The organism is Motilibacter aurantiacus (genome assembly GCF_011250645.1).
Taxonomy (GTDB): Bacteria; Actinomycetota; Actinomycetes; order Motilibacterales; family Motilibacteraceae; genus Motilibacter_A; species Motilibacter_A aurantiacus.
In genome coordinates, this window is sequence record NZ_JAANNO010000024.1 from 1 (window position 1) to 19,962 (window position 19,962).

Here is a 19,962-nt window from a genome sequence, read left to right on the forward strand (position 1 = left end):
CAGACGCTCCTCACGCCCGCCCACACGCACTCACATGCCGCCGTCGCGGCGCGTGCGCCTCGCCCGGTCGTGCTGATGATCGGCAACGTCTGCGGCGGATGAACATACGGGCACCGGTGGACGGAGGCTCTACGCCACCCGCTACACGTTCAGCCCGAGTGCGCGATAGCCGGTGACGGCCGCATCCGCAGAAGGCACCCGAGCGGGATTGTTCGCCGGACGGAGCAAACCGATGGCAGGCCGTCGAAAGCACCCCGGCCTGTCCCTGACATGTGGCGTCACTGTAGGCCGTTCCCCTTCCGGGATGGTGAACGACCACACCCCACCAGGCTTGCAGTGCCGCCCCTTGCTGCTGAAAGGGCCGGCTTCCAGTGGTCGCTACTGAAGGGTGGGCATCGGGTTGGGCGCTTGTCCGGTCAGGCGAGCGACAGTGGCTCTTGCGAGCGCCTGCGCCCAGGGGGTGGGAAGCTCCGAGTTGATGAACTCCCCGCCGCCCCACCGGTCGACGTCGACGATGGTGAGGAGGTCCCCCTGGTTGACGATCACCCGCCACTGAGTGACGGCAGGGCCGTCAGGAAGGGTGTTGCCGCGGTCACGAGTCACCTTGGTGGGCAAGGTGTGGCGCACAACGAGCCACCGCGCGCCCGCGTGTTCGCCGGCGTCGAGCACGCGCACCGCGTGTTCGGGCGTGGTGCAGAGCAGCCGGTCCGTGACCTCCTGCCAGCTCGCGGAGCCCTGGCCGGGCTTCATCTGCACGGTTGTCTGGTGGATCGTCCAGCTGGCGGAGGCGGCGTTCTGGTCCGTACGCAGGGACCGGGCGTCGACGTCGGCGTAGCTGCCGGAGTTGGGAAAGCCGGGCAGCGCGCCGATCAGGGTGCCTGTGGGGGCTTCGGCCCAGCCAGCGCCGAGGTCGGCGGGGGTCAGCTGCAGTGCGCTGAGAGCGCCGGTGCCGGCGCTCAACTGCAGCACGCGGTCAGGTTCGGTCGCCGGAATGTCATACGACGTCGGGTCCGCGCATGCGGTGGGCACAGGCAGCGGCGTCTGCGGGGTCGAGGCGCCGGCGCTCAGCTCAGACTGCGAGGTGCCGCCTCCCTGCGGCGCAGCGCCGGTGGTGACGCTCACTCCGGCCACGATGCTCGCGACCGCGAGTCCTCCGCCCGTAGCGGCGAGCCGTCGCTGTCGGCGGGCCCGGGCCCGGACCAGGGGCGAGATTGCGGCCGGGTGTGCGGCCCGGGCACGGGCCAGCTCCTCGTCGAGGCGGTGGAAGGCGGTTGTCAGATCGGGGTCAGGCACGGGAGGGCTCCTGGGGTGCGGGGTCGGCGAGCAACACGGCGAGCGTGGTCCTGGCGCGGGACAAGCGGGACTTCACGGCGCTTAGCGAGCTGTTCGTCTCGGTGGCGATCCGTGCAAGAGGCAGGTCGTAGAAGTAGTGCAGGACGACCGCCACCCGTTGCGTGTCGGGTAGCTGGCGCAGCGCGGCCACCAGTGCGACGCTGTCCGGCGACACCTCGGGCACCGCCTCAGCGATGTCCTTGCGCAGCCATGCAGCTGCCGCCGTGCGGGTGCGGCGCCAGCGGCTCACAGCGAGCCGCACTGCAACAGTGCGCAGCCACGCCTCGGGCTGATCGACGCGCCCCAGGCTGCGCCGCGCGGCCCAGGCCCGCATGAAGGCCTCGTTGACGACGTCCTGGGCCTCGTTCATGTCCCCGGTCACGGCATAGACAGCGCGCACGAGCCGCGGCGCGCAGGCCGCGTACAGCTGCTCGAACTCTGCTTCGGTCACGTCGCCCGCCAGCCTGCCGGAGGCTGCGTCGCTCGAATGGTCACGTCAAGTAGACGCGGCCCGAGGCCGCAAGGTCGCGCGGGATCTCACGGCGCCCCTCGATACGCCGAACATGCCCCCGTCCGCTCACGGGCGCGTCCGAGAGGCTCCCGGTCGAGGATCGGCATTCGGGCAACAGCTGTGCGCGCCCCGCCCCGTTCGCGCAGCGAGCCGACCCTGTCTCTGGGCTGCACAATCATGCAGAGACGTGACGCACGCGAACTCGCACGCTCATGCCGCGGCGCGGGCGGTGCCAGACTCGAGCGCTCTGGCGCGTTCATCAGCTCGCGACCGTCCGGCTGGGAAGCCGTCTCTGACCTGCCACCTGCCGTCCTGCCGATATCCGCCGGGCTGCCTGGCCGTCGACGGCCGAGCGGGGCGACCCGCAGCGCGTCGTGTGCTGGTTCAGCCGTACACCGTCGCCAGCTGGGCGAGGAGGACGGCGCGGCCGGTCGGGTATCCCGTCCTCGTCGAGCGCGAGGCGTCCCGCTCCCGAGCCCTCGACCGCGGCCCGCGACCTTGTGCGTCGCCCTGTCCTGCGTCGGCACGCCGGCGCATGCTCGTCCCGCGTGCCCGCGCGCCTCCTGTTGCCAGACGTGCGCATCGTCGGCTCATGAGCTGTTCACCGTTCCTTGGCTCGTTGTCGCCGGGGGCGAAGCTTCCCTCCGGCACGCTGCCCGGGCAGACCTGGCGCGAGGATGGCGAGGAAGACCGTGCTGACGCACGTCCGACAGATGACGGCAGTCCTCGTCCTGATGGCGATGGCGCTCACCGGCGCAGCCGAGGTGACGGCTGCACCTCTGACCGTCGCAGCGGGCGCTGCCCCCTTGTCCGAGGCCAGCTTGTCAAAGAGGCTGCTCGCCGCCAAGGCGACTCCCGCGGGCATGCCCGCGGTGCACGCAGTCCCGTCCAACGACCCCGAGGCCGAGTTCGGCGGCGTCGCCGATCTGTGCGCGCTCAAGATGCCTCGCGGGCTCTACGCCGCGGCCGTCACGGGCGCAGCGACCGAGGACAAGATGACGATGGCCTCCGCGTTCAGCTTCCGCACCGCCCGCGACGTCGCCAACGCCGCCACCTCTTGGCGGAAGGCACGCTGCAAGGGCGACCACGTGGTCAAGGCGACACTGAAGGGCATGCCCAAGGGGGCAGTGGCCCTTCGCCTGCAGTCCGGCCGCCAGGTCGTCGGGTACGCAGCTGTCGTCCCCGTCGGGCGCAACGTGGTCACCCATATCGTGGCCGGCTCCCCAGACTCGCCCGCCGCCGAGTTCGCCGCAGCGACCCGACGGCTCACCCGCGCCGTCGGCCCAGCCTGAACCGACCCTCAGGCGCCATAGCCAAGGCTCTCCGACCATCGAGCCGACAACAGCAGCAACGCCGGCCTCACGCTCATGCCGCGGTCAGGGCGCGGGCCGGCCGCTCGTGCCGCAGGCCGGGCGTGGCCTGTCGCCCGCCCGTGCCGGTCTCCGGACGCGGCGTCGCAGTGACGAGCTGGGAATGTGCGGCCGGGCGGTGTCGCTCACGGAATCTGCGGACCAGCCGTGGTGCCGGCGACGGCGCCACGCACCGCGCTGACCCGGAGGCGGTCGCATAGGGCGAGGACCTCGTCGCGCAGGACGTCGGGGGTGATCACCTCGAAGTCCCAGCCAAGCCCCGCCAGCATGCAGGCCATGCCGTCAAGGTGCTCGGCGCGCGTCTCGAGGAGCACGCCGTCGAGGTGCTCGCTCAGCCGTCCCACGCTCGGAGGCAGTCGCTGGCCCGCTTCCGCGAGGGTGGTCCGCAGCACGACGGCGACCTCGTGCGACCACCCGACCGCCGCGATGCCGGACACGACCTGCATCGCCGCGTCGAAGTCGGCTGGCACGACGTAGGAGCCGTCGCCCTGCCTGACTGAAGCGATTCGGTCCAAACGGAACGTCCGCACATCGTCACGGCCGTGATCGTGTCCGGTGGCGTACCACCGACCGGAGTGGAAGACCAGGCCGTAGACGTCGACCTCCCGCTGCGACTCCTGCCCGCCCCAGGCGGTGTAGGCGATCACGACGGTGCGCCGCGCTTGCGCTGCCCAGGCGAGATCGAGCAGCGTGTCGGCGCCGGCGGGAGAGCTGGCGCGCGCCGGGGTCGTGAAGTGCGCGGTCGACAGCAGGCTGTCGAGCCGCTGACTCAGGGGCCGCGGCAGCACACGCGACACCTTGGCCAGCGCGCTCGCCGTCGCCGCGTGGTCGGTGGTGGCGAGCCCCGCGCGTTCCGCGGCCCGCAGGCCCAGGACGACGGCGACGGCCTCATCGTCGGTGAGCATCAGTGGCGGCAGCTTGTAGCCGGGCGAGAGCCGGTAGCCGCCGTACCTGCCCCGCTGCGCCTGGACCGGAACCCCGAGGTCGGCAAGGTGCTCGGCGTAGCGCCGGACAGTCCGCTCGTCGACCCCGAGCCGAGCCGCAAGATCGCCGACCGTGCACTGCCCGCCCGCCTGAAGCAGCTCCAGCATCGCCAGCACGCGTGCGGTGGGGCGGGTCACGGCTCTCCTTGGTGCTGCTTGGCGAGGACGGCGATACCCAGCGCCAATACCGGGCGGAAACTGTCCACAAACCACCCTAGCGTCGAGGTCATGAAAACCACCACCTACGTCCTCGTCCCCGGCTTCTGGCTCGGCGCCTCGGTCTGGCGCCACGTCGCAGACTCGCTGAGCGCACGCGGCCACGTCGTACACGCCGTCGACCTCCCCGGCATGGGCAAGCGCGCACACCTCGCCTCGCCGGAGACCGACCTGACGACCCACATCGACGACGTCGTGCACCTGCTCGAGCAGCACGACTTGCACGACGTCGTGCTCGTCGGCCACAGCTACGGCGCCCTCGTGACGACGGGTGCGGCAGACCGCGTGCCTGAGCGTGTGGCCCGCCTGGTCTACATCGATTCGGGTCCCCTGCCGGACGGCATGGCGCAGGCCGACTTCGAGGGACCCGACGCGCGGGCGGCCAACCAGGATCTCGTCATGACACTCGGCGAGGGCTGGAAGCTCCCACCGCCGCCCTGGGCCGTGCTCGCCGCCGAGGCGTCCGAGGTCGACGACGATGCCGTGGCCGCGCTGGTCGAAGGCTCGCAGCCGCAGCCCTGGCGCACCGCCACCCAGCCGGTCGCACTCACCGGCGCCTGGGAGCGCCTGCCGCGGACGGGCGTGCTGTGCAGCTTCAGCCTCCAGCAAGTGCGGCAGATGGCGCCCTCCGTGCCGATGTTCGCGCACATGGTCGACGGCGACTGGACGTACATCGAGCTGCCGACGTGGCACTGGCCAATGGTGAGCCGACCGGTGGAACTCGCCAAGGTGCTGCAGTCGGTCAGCTGCTAGGCGCTCGCGCCGAGGTGCTCCGCGCGCAGTGGGCTTTCGGGCCCAAGGCGCACGCTCATCCGACCGCGCGTGTCCTGCGTCCCCATTCTCGCCGCTCCGTCCGGTCCTGCGAGCGGGGGCGATGCTGCAAGACTGGTACGGGGCGAAGTCTCCAGAGAAGGCGAGACGCCCGCGCTCTCGCCCTGGCACTGGGCGTCGCGGCCCTCGGGTAGCTGGATGCGCAGACGGAACCGGGAGCAAGCGCGAACGAGTCACGATTCGTCAAGTAAGTCTGCAGCCGGACGGTCGAACACTGCTTCTTGGCCTCGCCAACTGCAACGGCCAGCCGTACGACGTGACCGCGAAGGAGACCGACGAGGACGTCCGGCTCGAGGTCGTGGGCCTCGTGCCGCAGGGCAGCAACCGGGACCACTGCGCGGACGGCGTCACAGTCGTCCTCAAAGCACCCCTGTCCGGCCGGCTCGTCCTCGCCGACCTCAGCGGCACAGAGATAGCCATCAATCTCCCTGTCCCGCTGAGGTGTCGCCTGACGCCTACAGCATCGACGTCCTAATGCAGCCAAGCTCGTGTGGCGGAGGTCAAGCGCTCGCTCATGCCGCGGACCGGAGCGCAGGACTGCTCAGTGAGGCTGCTTGCTGGGCGCCGGCGGACCGGCCGTCAGGCCCACGAGATGGTGCCGACGATCTCGTCTATAGCTGCTGGGTCGAGCCCGCCGGTCGTGTCGTAGGAGTCGAGCATGGTGAGGCGCTGTGGGAACCACCAGCGCCGCCAAGTGAACGTGGTGCCGTCCGGGCACTCGGCCAGCCACTCGCGGTACTCGGCCTGCTCTCCACCGAGATCGCGCTTACCGGACTCGAGGAGCTGGCGCCGGGGGTTCTCGGCGTTGGTGTTGCTCGTCCTGGTGGCTCGTCCGCACGCGGCGGGGATGTCGGCTTTGACCTTGGCGTCGGTGGGGATGTAGCCGAGGGCGCTGTCGGGCGCGGGCGTCACCGGCCCGCCGGTGCTGGCCGCGGATGTGCCCTCGCCGGTGAACCACGCCGCCCCACGGACGGTGATGCCGTTGACGGGGCAGGTGAGCTCCGCGCCTGGGCTGTAGAGGCACATTGCTCCGGTTGTCCAGTCGAACCAGTCGAGCGGGACGGCGAAGGTCACGCCGTGGCCCTGTGCGTCCAGCCGCTTTGTGGTGGGGCCGCCGCCTTCGCCGATCCGAGCGGAAGCAGCGGCCCTGACCGCCTCGGGGGCTCGTGCGTCGGCCTGCAGCAGGAGTTGTGCGTTCACCACTGTCCACGTCTCGTACTCGGCGTACGCATCAGCGGGGTCCAGCGGCCTCCCGTCGTTACCGATCCGGGAGGCCCCGGGCCGGATGCAGGTGAACCCGCTACGGCTAGCTGGCCGACCGTCGAGCTCAGTCCTGGCCGAGTCCCCGTCAAAGAAGCCCCAGCCGCGCTTGGCCGGCGCGAGGTCACGGCAGACCAGGCCGGCGCTCACGCTGAGCTCGACGTGCTTGCCGGTAGCGGTGGCCCTCTGGATCAGCACGCCTCCGGCACACGCGCTGTCCCCGCCTGTGCCGGGCGGGTGGACGCAGGCGGCCTCTGCCCACTCCGGGACCTGGAACCGGCCATCCGGGGACTTCGGAGCCACTGGGTCGACGACCCAGCCCTCCGGGACGCGCAGCGTCACCGCGGCGAACGTCACGTCCTGCACGCCGCCCGCGCTGCCCCGTCCGCCGCCCGCGGTGTCCGCGGGCTCGGTGACCGTCGCAAGGACCCCGACTCCGGTCACGGCCGCGAGCAGGGCGGCGACGGTCGCCGGAACCGCCCACCGCAACCCGCCGGCCCGTCTGCGTTCCCGAGGTGCGCTGCGGGCGCGCTGCAGGACGGCCTCCGCCGGGGGCGTGAGGGGTTTCCAGTCCTCGTCCCGCAGACGGGACGCGGCCCTCGTCAGCTCGTCGCGCATGTAGAGCCTTCCGTCGGGAGGGGCGAGTCAGTCAAGAGAGGTGTGAGCGCCCTGCGGCCGCGGGCCAGCCGTGCCTTGACCGTTCCAGTCGGCACGTCGAGCATGTCCGCGATCTGCTGCACGGACAGGTCCGCGAAGTAGTGCAGGACCAGCGCCTCACGCTGCGTGCGGGGCAACACCGCCAAGGCGTCACGAACGGCTACCGCCTCCTCCGAGGGGCCGGGGGGCGTCGGCCGGCACGCCGTGACGGGCCAGAGCGCGCCAGAACGCCGCGCGCCTCCGCCAATCACTGACGGCGAGCCGCCACCCCACCCGCCGGACCCATGCCGCCGGGTCCCCGTCCTGCAGATGCGGCCACCGACGCCAGGCCTGGGCGTACGCGTCCTGCACGCACTCCTGAGCCCGCGACAGGTCGCCCGTGAGCAGGAACAGGTGCTGCACCATCCGCGGTGCCGTGGCGGCGTAGAACGCCGAGAACCCGGCTGATGAGGCGGCGTCGACAGCGCGCTCGGACTCGCTCACGACCACCCATACGAACACCGCCTGTCCGCCGGTTGCATCACCCACAAGGACCAGCCACGAGCAGAGGTCGCGCTCAGGAGCGTTTCACGGTCATGCCGCCCTCCGAACGCGGCGATCGCCTGGCCGGCCCGCAGCCTGTTACCGACCGTCAGCAGCTGCGAATCGCTCCACGAGCTTTCCTTCGCCTACGGCACGCGCCGCAGACCGACGACCAGCTCAATCCGCGAGCCGCACGCGCATACATCCACGGCACCGAGCGGGCTTAGGCAGCGAGCCCCGTCGCCCACGCTCGCACAGCGCCGGCCACAACCGTGTTCTCCCCTGTGGGGCCGACCACGTGCGCGAGACGGTTCTCCACCAGGAGCGCGGCGACACCGTGCGCGATCGACCAGAGCTCTGCGGCACGGCGGACCAGCCCTGCAGGGTCATGGCCCACGAGCTCGCGGAGCGCGTTCTCGAGACGAGCCTGCACCCGGACCGCGCCCTCGAGCAGCTCCGGGTGTCGGTCCTTGTCGATGCTCGCGGCGAACATCACCTCGAAACGCGCGGTGTCCGCAAGCGCGAAGCCGACATAGGCCTCCGCAAGTGCGACCGTTCTCGCAACCGGATCACCGGGATCAGCGACGCTGTCGAGCGCCTCCTGCAGCTCGGTGAACCCCCTCGTCGCGACCGCAGCCAGCATCGCCTCGCGATCGTCGAAGTGCCGGTAGGGCGCACCGATGGAGACGCCCACCCGACGAGCCGCCTCCGAGACGCTGAAGCCGCGCGCCCCCTTCTCCCGCACGAGTTGCGCCGTCACCTCGAGCAGCGCGCTGCGCAAGTCGCCGTGGTGGTAGGAGCTCTTGGGCATGCGCAGCACTCCGTCCTACTGGGTGTTGAAGTCTCTTACATCCTCGCATAGCCTCTCCCGTGCAAGAGCCTCTTACATTGGAGATGTCGATGGGCGCAGCAGACGGAGCGGTACTAATCGAGGGCGGGCTGGTCCTGGTCGGCGACCCGCTGGAGGCCGACATCCGCCGGGCAGACGTGCTTGTCCAGGACAGCCGGATCGCGGCCGTGGGCACTGGGCTGGCCATCCCCGCGGGTGCTCGGGTGCTCTCCGCCCGGGGCAGGCTGGTCGCGCCGGGGTTCGTCGACACGCACCACCACCTGTGGGAGACGACGATGCGCGGAGCGGCCTCCGAGTGGTCGATCATCGACTTCCTGTGGGGCATGCGCTTCCACCACACCGCTGCGCACACTCCTGAGGACGTCTACGCCGGCAGCTACGCCGCAGCGGTAGCCGCTCTGGATGCGGGCATCACGACCACACTGGACCACATGCACGCGGCGAACTCCCGCGAGCACGCAGAGGAGGGACTCCGCGCCGTCGGGGACTCCGGCATTCGGGCTCGGTGGATGCTCGGGCTCACCACATCCGACCCGCAGGCTCCCAGCTCCGCCGGCCAGCAGGACCGCCGGGACCTCCTCGCATCGCTGAACGAGGCACAGCCCTTCTCTGTCCGACAGCGGGTGATGGTGGGCGTCGCAGCCAACGACCTCGCCTCCGTGCCGTGGGCCCAGACCGTGCAGGAGTACGCGCTCGCCGCCGAGCTCGGGCTCGGGCTGACCGTTCACGCGCGTTCCGTGCCGGGTCCGGGCCTGCCCGCGGAGATCGAGTGGCTGCACCGTGCCCGCCTACTGGGACCTAACCAGGTCTACTCGCACGTCACCGCCGCCTCCGACGACGAGCTGAGAATGCTCTCCGACGCCGGTGCCGCCGTCTCCTCCACGCCGGAGACGGAGTCGCAGATGGGCATGGGCTTCCCCGTCTGGAACCGGGCGCGCCGGCTCGGCGTGGAGGTCGGCCTGGGGACCGACATCCAGGCGAACAACCCTGCCGATCCCTTCCGATGCATGCTGCTCGCGCTCCGACTGGCGACGGTGCAGGAACAGGAGCCGGGACTGCAGGAGTCCGGGCTGCTAAGCCTCTCGGGTCGGCCGGTGAGCCTCGTCGAAGTCCTCCACGTCGCCACCCTCGGCGGCGCGCGGGCTCTGGGCATGGGTGACCGGGTCGGCTCCATCGAGGTCGGGAAGCAGGCCGATCTCCTCATCGTCCGTCAGGACGCACTGCACCACAGTCCCGTCGTTGATCCGATCGCGACCTACGTCCTGCACACCCGCCCCTCCGACGTCGAGACCGTGCTCGTCGACGGCCAGGTGCGCAAGGAGTCCGGGCGGATGAGCGATGGCGCCGACCATCGCGCCCGCGACCTGGTCGTCGCGGCCTGGGCGCGCCTCGAGCCCGTGATCGCGGCCCGGGGCGGGCTGCTGCCTCCCCGGCCCGAGGACCTCCTCCTGCAGCTGGCTCGGACGATGGTGGCGAACGCACCCGCCCTCGACGCCTCCCCGGCATGAGCGGAGCTGGCCTGAGGAGGTGCGGGGGCGGCACGACCACGTCGTCGGACGCCGCCCCGCCCGCGCTGCCCCGGTCCGCATCGTCGCTGCTCGCGGCGGTCTGCGCCGTCACGATCAGTGGCGTCTACCTGCCCCAGGCTCTGCTGTCTCGGATGGCCGAGGACTTGGGGGCCACAGTGAGCGAGATCGGTGTGGCTGCCACGCTCGCGCAACTCGGCTACGCCGTCGGGATCGTCCTGCTCGTGCCGCTCATCGGGCTTGTGCGACCGCGGCTCCTGCTCGCCTCGGTCATGGGCGCCAGCATGGTGACGCTGGGGCTGGCGGCAGCCAGCCCGGGGGTGGGCCTCCTCGCCGTGATGTTCCTGCTGGTGGGGCTGGCCTCGGTGACCCCGCAACTGCTCGTGCCGCTCGTTCCCCTGCTGACCGATCAGGCAGGGGTGCGCAGGCTCCTGGCAGCACTGACCGCCGGCATCGGCCTGGGCATCTTCGGCAGCCGACTGGTGGCAGGGACGCTCGCGCAGGCATGGGGCTGGCGCGCCGTGCCATGGGCCTTCGCCGGCGCCGTCCTGGTGCTCGGCGCCGCGTGTTGGCGGGTCCTCCCCAGTGCGGCGCCGTCCACCCGCTCCCCCTACTCATCAACCATCGCTTCAATGCCACGCGTGGCCGCGACCAGGCCCGTGCTCCGCCAGTCGATGGTCATGCAGGCCGGTGGCTTCTTCGCGCTGAACGCCGTCTGGACGACGGCCGGAGTGCACCTCGTCGCACTCGGCTGGTCAGAGCTCGAGGCCACCGGTCTCGGCGCGGCCGGCGTCGTGGCGGCAGGTCTCACCCCACTGGGCGGCTCGCTGCTGAGCAGGGTCACCCCTCTCCGGCTTCTCGTGGCCGCACTGGGCATGACGTGCGTGGGTGCCTGCGCTGTAGCGCTCTCGGCATGGTCGCCCGTTGCCGTGGTAGCTGGGGTCTTCGTGATGACCCTCGGCGCCCTGTGGGCACAGGTCGCCCACCAGGTGCGGTTCTTCGCCGAGAACCCCACCGACCGCGCCAGCGCGAACATCGCCTTCATGGCGGCCGCCTTCACCGGCGGAGCGCTCGGGGCGCTCTGCGCGACCGCGGTGTACGACGCCGGAGGAATGTCAGGCGTCGCCATGCTCGCCGCGGGTGCCGTGCTTGCGGCGCTGGGACTCAGAAGAGTTGTCGGGCCACGAGCGACAGCCGACGCGACCTGATCATCTCGTCGCCCTCGGACCACTGCGGGTGCTCACAGTGACGCTCGCGGACCGGCCCCCGAACCCGCTTCCGGAACGAGTGCCCTGGTGTCGGCGTATCCAGGTGCTCCTCGACGAGGTCGACGAGACGGTTGAGTGCTGCGATCACGGGGCCTCCTCCGGTGTCCACTGTGACCGGACGCAGCGTCCGAGCGCCCGACAATCGCGGTCGGATGCAGTCGGTCGAGCCGGGCGCACTCCCGGCAGCGCGTGGGTCGCACCGGGACACCCGTGCCCGCTCCATCAGCGATGGTGCACGCCCGGTGACGCCTTGCCGTGGCCGGGAGGCGTGGGAAGCCCGAATCCTCCACTGCTCTCAGATACTGATCGGGACCCACCGGAGACACATCGGCCATCACGCACATGAGGCGGCCTCTGCGGCAGCGCCGCGCACCAGCACGGTGGAGGCATCGGCTCATAACCGGAGGTCTGCCCAGCCGGCCTCACTAGAGTTCGTGCGTGCGGGTGAACGTGCTGGGCAACGTCGAGGCGGTCGGCCGCGACGGCCCGATCTCGCTCGGGGTCCGCAAGCAGCGCGCCCTGCTCTGCGCCCTGGCCCTGCACCGCGGCCACCTGGTCTCGGCGGACGCGCTCATCGACCTGCTGTGGGGCGACGACGCGCCGGATCGGGCCCAGCACACTCTGCAGACCTACCTCAGTGGGCTGCGCAAGGCCCTCGAGCCCGTCCGCGGGCGCGGCGCGACGCCAACGGTGATCCGTACGGTCGGCGGTGGCTACCTGCTCGACGTCCCACCCGAGGCGCTCGACAGCGCCCGCTTCCAGGAGAGCGTCCGGCGCGCGCAGGCCCGGCTCGGGCCGGGCGCCGCGGCCGCTATCCCGCAGGTCGACCCGCAGGCCGCCCGGGACGCCGCCGGGCTGCTCGACGACGCGCTCGCGCTGTGGCGAGGCGAGCCGTACCTCGAGCTGGCCGACGCCGCCGCCCCTGAGCGTGCACGGCTGCAGGAGCTCGCCCTGGCGGCGCGCGAGCTGCAGGCGGTGGCGCGGATCGCGTTGGGGGACGCTCAGCGCGTCGCCGCTGACCTGGAGGTCGACGCCGCCGCCAACCCGTACCGCGAGCGGCTCCGGGTGCTGCAGGCGCTGGCGCTCGTACGTTCCGGGCGCCAGGCCGAGGCGCTGGAGGTGCTGCGGGCCGTCCGAGAGCTGCTCGCCGACGAGCTCGGCATCGACGCCGCGCCCGAGCTGGCGCAGCTCGAGACCGCGATCCTGCGGCAGGACCCCAGGCTCGCACCGCCCGCTCCCCCCGCGTCGGCGTCGACGCCGACGTCGGCCTCGGCGACACGCGACGCCCTCGGCCCCGCGCCGTCGCTGCCGCGCCGATTGACCCAGCTCCTCGGCCGCGACGGCGCCGTCGACGAGCTCGCCGGCCTGGTACGCGGCGGCTCGACGCCGCTGCTCACGCTGGTCGGCCCGGGTGGCGCGGGGAAGACGAGGCTGGCGCTGGCTTTGGGGGCGGCCGCGGGCGACGCCTTTCCCGACGGCGTCTGGTGGGTGGACCTCTCCGCGGTCGTCGACCCGCTCCTGGTGCTGCCCACGGTGGCGCGTGCTCTCGGCCTCGCGCCCGAGGAGGGCGGGGCCGTGCCCGCGCTGCTGGTGGAGCACCTGCGCACTGCGAGGGCGCTGCTGCTGCTGGACAACCTCGAGCAGGTCGTGTCCTGCGGAAACTCGATCGTCGAGCTGCTGACCGCTTGCCCATCCGTCGCGGTGGTGGCCACCAGCCGCGTCCCCCTCCGCGTCCAGGGCGAGCAGCGCTGGCCCGTGCCACCGCTGGAGCTTCCCGAGGGCGACGACGTCCTGTCCGGGGACCGGGCGCCGTCGGCGGAGCTGCTGCTGCAGCGGACCCGCGCGGTCGACCCCGCGTACGTCATCGACGACCCTGTGTCCTTTGCCGCCCTGTGCCGGCGGCTGGGCGGCTCACCGCTCTCCCTGGAGCTGGCCGCCCCATGGCTCGCCGTGCTGGCGCCCGGCGACCTGCTGGCCCAGCTCGAGTCATCGCTGGAGGTGCTCGTCGACGGGCCGGCGGACCTTCCCGAGCGGCAGCGGACCCTGCGCGCCACCGTGGCCTGGAGCGTCGGCCTGCTGCCGCCGGCTGCCCGCGACGCGCTGGCGGCCTTGGGCGTGCTGCGCGGCGGGGGTGACCTCACCGCCGCGACGGCGGTCCTCGGCCGGCCTGCGCTGGCGACGGTGTCCACGCTGGTCGACCACAGCCTGCTGCGGCTGCAGCGCGACGGCCGGACGACCCGCATCACCTTCGACGAGTCGGTGCGCGAGTACGCCCTGGAGCTGCTGGCGGGGTCGGGCGAGGAGGAGCCCGTGCGGCAGCGGCACGCGGAGCACTACGCGAAGGTCGTCACCGACGCGTCGAAAGGCCTGCTGGGGACGGAGCAGGCGGCCTGGCTGCGCCGGCTGGAGGAGGAGACGGCCAACATCGACGCCGCCCTCGAGCACCTGCGTTCCAGCGGAAGCGCAATGCGTGCATTGGAGCTCGCCCTCGGCATGGTCGGCTACTGGTGGCGACGTGGCTACCTGCGCCAGGGACGGCGGATGATCCTGGAGACCCTCGCATCCGCCGACGCCGCAGGGAACCACCCGGACCGGCGCAGCTGGGCGGTCGCGCAGGGCCGTGCGCGGCAGGGCTCGGGCCTGCTGGCCATGGCCATCGGGGACCGGCTGTCGGCCCGCGACGACCTCGAGCGCGCCGTGCACCTGTTCCGCTCGTTGGGCGAGGACGACGCCGACGGACTCGCCGGCCTGGCCCGCGCGCTTCCGCACCTGGCCCGCGTCGTACGCGAGAGCGAGGACGACACGGCAGCGGCCGAGCAGCTGCTCGACGAGGCCGAGCGCATCTGCCGTCGTCTCGACGCGTGGCTCGACCTGGCCTGGGTGCTCCGCTACCGGGCCCACTACCTCGCCCTCGCCGGCGGCGACCTGGAGGGCGCCGAGAGCCTGCACACCGAAGCCCTCCACCTCGCGCAGCAGCGTGAGGACACCTGGGCGGTGGCCATCGCCTGGCTCGACCTCGGGGAGGTCGCGCGGGCCCGCGGCGACGTCGGCGTGGCCACGAGGCGCACCCGCGAGGCGTTGCGGTTGTTCTCCGCCCTCGACGACCGGTGGTACGTCACCGGCTGCCTGCACAACCTGGGCCAGCTGGCCCTCGCCCAGGGCGAGGCCGAGCAGGCCTGGGCGCTCTTCGAGGAGGCGGGGACGGCGTGCAGCCGGCTCGGCAACGGTCGCGGGGTGGCCGAGTGCCTGGCGGGCTCCGCGGCCACCGCCCTGGCCCTGGGCCGCTCCGACGAGGCCCGCCGGCTGCTCGCGCAGGCCGACGACCGGCTGCTCGCCCTCGGGACCCACCTGGACCGTACCGACCAGGTCGTGCGCGACCGCACCGCCCGGCGCCTCGCGGAGCTGGAGGCCTCCGGCTGACCCGGGCCCTCGGGGCATGTCGAGAGCACCTTCGCCAGCCGGGGTCGGCGGTAGCGTGTGGGCACCCGGGGCGGCGGTCGAGCCGGCCCTCGACGCCGAGAGCGTGGGTGGTGCCCGTGACCGCCCTCCCACGCCGCGCGCGCCTGCTGCTGGCGGCAGGCACGGTGGGGCTCCTGCTCCCCGCGTGCACCGGGGAGCCGCCGCAGCTCGAGTCGTCGTGGGCCTCCCCTGCCCCCGTGGAGGCCGGCGGGCAGGGTCATCAGCCCGAGCACCGCGGAGGCACTCTCCGCCTCGTCGCGCGGGCGGCAGCGGGAACCCTGGACCCGCAGGTCAACTACACGCCGCAGTACTGGCAGCTCTTCGCGGCGACGTACGACGGGCTGCTCGCGTTCCGCAAGGTCGACGGCGAGGGCTCGCTGGACGTGGTCCCGAACCTCGCCACCGCCATGCCGACGGTGGCCGACGGCGGGCGCACCTACACCTTCGAGCTGCGCCGCGGGATCAGGTTCTCGACCGGCGAGCCGGTGACGACGCGGGACGTGGTCGCCTCGTTCCGACGCATCTTCACGGTGTCCAGCCCCACCGCCGGCACGTTCTACGCCGGCATCGTCGGCGCGGACGCCTGCCTGCGCAAGCCGGACACCTGCCAGCTACCCGGGGTCACGGGCGACGAGGCGACGCGCAGGGTCACGATCACCCTCGTCGCGCCCGACAGCCAGTTCACGCAGAAGCTGGCCGTGCCGCACGCGTCCGTCCTGCCTGCCGACTCGCCACCTCACGACGCGGGCACCACCCCGCTGCCGACCACCGGCCCGTACACGTTCTCTGCCTACGACCCCCGGCGGAAGCTCGAGCTCGTCCGCAACCCGCACTTCTCGGTCTGGTCCGCGGACGCCCAGCCCGAGGGCTACCCCGACGCCATCGACTACACGTTCGGGCTCAGCGTCCAGGCGGGGATCACCGCCGTGCTGAACGGGGACGCCGACTGGAGCTATGACCCTCCGCCCGCCGACCGGCTTCCCGAGCTGGGCAGCGAGTTCGCGCAGAACGTGCGCGTCAACCCGCTGATGGCGATGTGGTACCTGGCCATGAACACGCGACTGGCCCCCTTCGACGACGTCCGCGTCCGGCAGGCCGTCAACCTCGCCGTCGACAGAGGCGCGGTCGCGCAGTTGTACGGCGGCAGCAACGTCGCGTCGCCCGTCTGCACGATCCTGCCGCCCGGCTTCCCCGGCCACGAGGAGCACTGCGCCTACAGCGCGGGCGGTACCCGGGCCTGGACCGGCCCCGACCTCGCCCGCGGCAGGGAGCTCGTGGCCGCGTCCGGCACGACGGGCCGCACGGTGACGCTCCTGGTCCCGGACGACGAGGTCAGCCGCTCCATCGGGGAGTACGTGCGCAGCGTCCTGGCCGACCTCGGCTTCGCCGCGCGGATGCAGCCGATGTCGGCGGACCTGCAGACCACGTACATCCAGAACACCGACAACGCGGTCCAGGTCAGCCTGACGAGCTGGTACGCCGACTACCCCGCCGCATCGGACTTCCTCGACGTGCTCTTCTCGTGTGCGTCGTTCCGGCCGGGCAGCAACACGAGCATCAACGTCTCCGGCTACTGCGACCCGGAGACGGACGCCGCCATGGCGGAGGCGAAGCGGGCCGAGCAGAGCGACCCGGGGGCGGCCCACGCGAAGTGGGCGCGCATCGACCGGAGAGTGATGTCCGCGGCGCCCGTGGCCCCGCTCATCACGCCGAAGCTCGTGGACGTGCTGTCCTCCCGCGTCGGCAACTACCGCTTCAGCCGTCAGTCCCGGCTGCTCCTCAGCCAGCTCTGGGTGCAGTGACCCGCGCTTCGACGGTCCCTCGGCGCACTGCCTGGGCGGCCGCGGTCGTGCTCGCGGTGATCGTCCTCGCCTGTCTCGCTGCGCCGCTGTACGCCGGGCACGTCGCACACACCGACGCCTTCGCCTCGAACGTCAGCGGCAGCACCGTCGTCGACGGGCAGGTCGTGCCCGTCCTGCAGCCGATGACGGAGGGCCTCGGCCTCGGGGTCGTCCCCATCGGGCCCACGGGGGACCCGCGCCACTACCTGCTGGGCGCTGACGGGCAGGGGCGCGACGTCGCCGCCCGGCTGCTCTTCGGCGGGCGGCTCAGCCTGGGGATCGCAGCCGGCGCGACCGTCCTGTGCGCGGTGATCGCCGTGCCACTGGGGCTGCTCGCCGGCTACGTCGGTGGCGCGCTGGACGCGATCGTCTCGCGAGCGCTCGACCTCGTCTGGGCGTTCCCGGTCTACCTGCTGACGGTCTCGCTGTCCGTGGTGCTGCTCGCCGGCGAGGCGCGTCTCGGGCCCGTGCACCTGGGCGCCGGCAGCTTGGCCGTGCCCGTCGCCGTCATCGCCCTGGGCTACGTCCCGTACGTCGCACTGCCCCTGCGCGCGCAGGCCCGAGCGGTGCGGGAGACGGACTACGTACGCCTCGCGCGTGCGCTCGGGGCGTCCCACCTGCACGTCCTCCGGAGGCATCTGCTGCCGGCTGCCTTGCCGTCGCTGGTGGCCGTCCTGCCCGTCCTGGCCGCGCTGAGCCTGCTCGCCGAGGCGGCACTGTCGTTCCTGTCGGTCGGGGTGCAGTCGCCGCGCGCGAGCTGGGGAACCGTCCTCAACGACGGGCTCGCCCTGCTCTACACGCGCCCGGCGGTGACGGTCGCGCCCGGGCTGCTGATCGTCTCGACCGCCGTCTGCCTGAACCTGCTCGCCGACGCGGCGAGGAATGCCGCTGACCCGTCCCGGCCGGGCCCGGCGGTCGCCTCTCGCGTCGAGCACGGCTGATGCTCGCCTTCCTCGCGCGCCGGGCCGCGGCAGCGGGGTTCGTGCTGTTCTGCCTGAGCGTGCTGGTCTTCCTGCTCTTCTTCGCGACACCCGGGGTCGACCCCGCCGCCCGGTTCGCCGGACGGGGTGCTTCGCCGGAGACCCTCCGACAGGTACGCGAGGCCCTCGGCCTCGACGACCCGCTCCCGATGCGCTACGTCCACCTGATGGACTCCTTGCTCGTCGAGCAGGACCTGGCCTCCTACGCGAGCCCCGGCCTGCTGGTCGCACCGCAGATCGCGAAGGCGGTCCCGGTCACGCTCTCGCTGGTGCTGGGGGCGACGGCGGTCTGGTGGCTCCTCGCCCTCGCGCTGGGCATGCTGTCCGCGGTGCGCCGAGGAGGCGCCCTCGACCCGCTGCTCAACGTCGCGTCCGTCGTGGCGCTCAGCATCCCGGTCTACTGGCTGGGCGCCGTCACCCTGCTGCTGACACAAGGAAGCCTGCGGCGCAACGGCTTCTCCTGGCTCCCACCTCCGGGATACGTGCCGCTGACCTCCGCGCCGGGCCAGTGGTTCCTGCACCTGGCCCTCCCCTGGGCCGTCCTGGGCCTTGCGTACGCGGGCATCTCGGCCCGCCTGCTGCGCAACTCCCTGGGCGACGCCTTGGGCGCGCCCCACGTCACGGCCGCCCGGGCACGCGGCGTCCCTCCGGGTCGGCTGCTCACCCGACATGCGCTCCGGGGCGCCCTGCGGCCGGTCCTGCCCCAGGTCGGGCTCGATCTCGGGGCGTTGCTGGGCGGCGGCACCCTGCTCACCGAAGTGGCCTTCGGCCTCCCCGGCGTGGGGCGGCTGACCTACGAGGGGCTGCAGCAGCTCGACCTGCCCGTGATCCTCGGGTGCGTACTGCTCTACGCACTCCTCGTCGTCACGGTCAATGCGGGCGTCGACCTGCTGCAGGCCTGGCTCGACCCACGGGTGCGGCTGTGAGCCGACAGCACACGCGGGGGAAGCCGTCACCGGTCCAGGACACGGCAGGCATCGCTCAGTGCAGGGTGATCTCGACCCCTCCGAGCTGGGAGTAGTGGTTCCATCCGGCGGCCGGGCCTGCTGCCACCGAGGCGGTGGACAGGCCGGGCGCTGCGGACGACCCTGCGCCTCCGCCTGAGGCGGGGCGGGGGCCGGCGGCACCACCGGTGGCGCCGCCACCTCCAGCCCCACCCGAGGACGCGGTGGCGTCCATGCCGTGGGTGCCGACGGCGGCGTCCCGGAGGCCTCCGGCCTGCCCGCCGGTCGCGGCGGCAGGGGTGTCGTCCACCGCGCCCGTGCCGGACTCGCCGGCGTACGGGCCCGCCGGGCTGGGACCGCCGCGTCCGCCGTTGGGGTACCAGGTGCCGATGAGGCGAGCCGGGTCGGGCTGGCCCTGCGTGCCGTACGACCCGCCGCCGCCGCCGGCCACGAGCAGCACGCGGCCACCGGAGTCGGTGATGACGGTCGCGCCACCGCCGCCGGCCGCAGGGTTCTTCGAGCCACCGCCGGCGCCTTCGCCGCCCCCGTAGCCGCCCACGCTCCAGCCGCCGTGCGCTGTCTTGTCGATGCCGCTCTGACCGTTGCCGCCCACGGCGATGGTCAGCACCTCTCCGGTGCTCACCGGGAGCACGCCGGTGACCTGCGCGCCCACGGGCGCCACCGATCGCCTAGGGGTCGACGGGCCGCTCCACCCGTCGTCGGACACCGTGAGGAGGGGATAGCCACCGGCGCCGCCGACGGCCGACACGTCGAGCTCACTGATGCCGGCGGGGATGGTGAACGTCTCCGTGTGGCCGGAGTACGCGAAGGACTTGCCGAACTGGATGTCGTAGGTGTGCGTCGGGTTGTAGCCGCCCTCGGTCCTGGTGAGCACCCGGTACTGGCCCTGCGTGGCCGACCCCCTGGCAACGTTCGGCCCGACTGCGGGGACGTAGCCGTCGAGTGTGAAGACCACTCCGGACCGGGCGCCCTGGTAGACCACGTCGATGCTGGGGTCGCTGGCGGCGTAGACGTCGATCGTCTCGACCTGGCCCGCCGCGAGGTCGGTCGGCTGTTGCTGCCAGTGGACTCCCATCCGTCATGGGACTTGCTCAACAGCTTGAGCGGCTCCCCTGTCGAGTTCGTGATGCGCATGTGCAGCCGGGAGGCCTTGTCCGCGGCCTGTGCGGCCGGGGCTCCTGCGGCGGCCGCCCCGGACACGGTGCCGAGCAGGGTGACGAGGGCGAGGGAACGGGTGAAGCGCACGACGGCCTCCAAGGCCTGGGTCTGGGTGGAGAGATGGCAGAAGTGGGCTGCCCCCGGCCTGTGCTGGCCGGGGGCAGCCGGTGGAGCGGGGCGGGACTACCTGGTGCGCAGGTTGAACGTGGCCGTGGGGCTGTAGCCGCCGCCGA

The 19,962-nt window shown here is 72.5% G+C and carries 16 protein-coding genes; 8 read left to right on the forward strand and 8 right to left on the reverse strand.

Annotated elements, in window-relative coordinates:
- Positions 1-378 precede the first annotated feature (378 nt).
- On the reverse strand, positions 379-1,122 hold the full coding sequence (locus G9H72_RS20440) for a hypothetical protein (protein WP_166174652.1): 744 nt from the start codon (positions 1,120-1,122) through the stop codon (positions 379-381).
- A gap of 163 nt (positions 1,123-1,285) precedes the next feature.
- On the reverse strand, positions 1,286-1,783 hold the full coding sequence (locus G9H72_RS20445) for an RNA polymerase sigma factor (RefSeq protein WP_166174654.1): 498 nt from the start codon (positions 1,781-1,783) through the stop codon (positions 1,286-1,288).
- Between the two features lie 773 nt (positions 1,784-2,556).
- Between G9H72_RS20445 and G9H72_RS20450 the strand changes: the two genes are divergently transcribed.
- Positions 2,557-3,135 (forward strand): hypothetical protein, encoded by a 579-nt coding sequence (locus G9H72_RS20450; protein ID WP_166174656.1) that lies wholly within the window; start codon positions 2,557-2,559, stop codon positions 3,133-3,135.
- Positions 3,136-3,338: 203 nt separating this feature from the next.
- On the opposite strand, the gene G9H72_RS20455 is transcribed toward G9H72_RS20450, so the two are convergent.
- Complete coding sequence (locus G9H72_RS20455; protein WP_166174658.1) at positions 3,339-4,334, reverse strand: helix-turn-helix transcriptional regulator; 996 nt, start codon at positions 4,332-4,334, stop codon at positions 3,339-3,341.
- A gap of 18 nt (positions 4,335-4,352) precedes the next feature.
- Here G9H72_RS20455 and G9H72_RS20460 point away from each other — a divergent pair, with 18 nt between their 5' ends.
- Positions 4,353-5,165, forward strand: coding sequence for an alpha/beta fold hydrolase (locus G9H72_RS20460; protein WP_231127612.1), 813 nt, complete (start codon positions 4,353-4,355; stop codon positions 5,163-5,165).
- 657 nt (positions 5,166-5,822) lie between these two features.
- Here the strand turns inward: G9H72_RS20460 and G9H72_RS20465 are convergent.
- The 4 genes from G9H72_RS20465 to G9H72_RS20475 form a co-directional block, all read right to left on the reverse strand.
- Positions 5,823-6,947 carry a hypothetical protein gene (locus G9H72_RS20465; RefSeq protein ID WP_166174660.1) on the reverse strand — a complete coding sequence of 375 codons (1,125 nt, stop codon included), beginning with the start codon at positions 6,945-6,947 and terminating at the stop codon, positions 5,823-5,825.
- A gap of 158 nt (positions 6,948-7,105) precedes the next feature.
- The gene (locus tag G9H72_RS23550; protein WP_407939618.1) at positions 7,106-7,411 is read right to left on the reverse strand and encodes an RNA polymerase sigma factor; all 306 of its coding nucleotides are present in this window, start codon (positions 7,409-7,411) and stop codon (positions 7,106-7,108) included.
- Positions 7,311-7,643, reverse strand: a complete 333-nt coding sequence (locus tag G9H72_RS22110; protein WP_331272468.1) for a sigma factor — start codon at positions 7,641-7,643, stop codon at positions 7,311-7,313. Before G9H72_RS22110 ends, G9H72_RS23550 begins: the two co-directional genes overlap by 101 nt.
- 262 nt (positions 7,644-7,905) lie before the next feature.
- Positions 7,906-8,493 carry a TetR/AcrR family transcriptional regulator gene (locus tag G9H72_RS20475; protein ID WP_166174662.1) on the reverse strand — a complete coding sequence of 196 codons (588 nt, stop codon included), beginning with the start codon at positions 8,491-8,493 and terminating at the stop codon, positions 7,906-7,908.
- An 89-nt stretch (positions 8,494-8,582) separates the two neighbouring features.
- Here G9H72_RS20475 and G9H72_RS20480 point away from each other — a divergent pair, with 89 nt between their 5' ends.
- From G9H72_RS20480 to G9H72_RS20505, 6 genes are all read left to right on the forward strand, one after another.
- On the forward strand, positions 8,583-10,040 hold the full coding sequence (locus G9H72_RS20480; RefSeq protein WP_166174664.1) for an amidohydrolase family protein: 1,458 nt from the start codon (positions 8,583-8,585) through the stop codon (positions 10,038-10,040).
- Positions 10,037-11,266, forward strand: coding sequence for an MFS transporter (locus G9H72_RS20485; protein WP_166174666.1), 1,230 nt, complete (start codon positions 10,037-10,039; stop codon positions 11,264-11,266). Before G9H72_RS20480 ends, G9H72_RS20485 begins: the two co-directional genes overlap by 4 nt.
- Positions 11,267-11,764: 498 nt before the next feature.
- On the forward strand, positions 11,765-14,746 hold the full coding sequence (locus G9H72_RS20490; protein ID WP_166174668.1) for an AfsR/SARP family transcriptional regulator: 2,982 nt from the start codon (positions 11,765-11,767) through the stop codon (positions 14,744-14,746).
- Between the two features lie 116 nt (positions 14,747-14,862).
- Complete coding sequence (locus G9H72_RS20495) at positions 14,863-16,587, forward strand: ABC transporter substrate-binding protein (RefSeq protein WP_331272471.1); 1,725 nt, start codon at positions 14,863-14,865, stop codon at positions 16,585-16,587.
- Positions 16,584-17,567 (forward strand): ABC transporter permease, encoded by a 984-nt coding sequence (locus G9H72_RS20500; RefSeq protein WP_331272472.1) that lies wholly within the window; start codon positions 16,584-16,586, stop codon positions 17,565-17,567. The genes G9H72_RS20495 and G9H72_RS20500 overlap by 4 nt, the downstream gene beginning before the upstream one ends.
- Entirely contained in the window at positions 17,567-18,532 is a 966-nt protein-coding gene (locus G9H72_RS20505; RefSeq protein WP_166174670.1) for an ABC transporter permease, read from the forward strand. Before G9H72_RS20500 ends, G9H72_RS20505 begins: the two co-directional genes overlap by 1 nt.
- A 55-nt stretch (positions 18,533-18,587) precedes the next feature.
- On the opposite strand, the gene G9H72_RS20510 is transcribed toward G9H72_RS20505, so the two are convergent.
- Complete coding sequence (locus G9H72_RS20510) at positions 18,588-19,646, reverse strand: glycine-rich protein (RefSeq protein WP_166174672.1); 1,059 nt, start codon at positions 19,644-19,646, stop codon at positions 18,588-18,590.
- Positions 19,647-19,962: the final 316 nt, after the last annotated feature.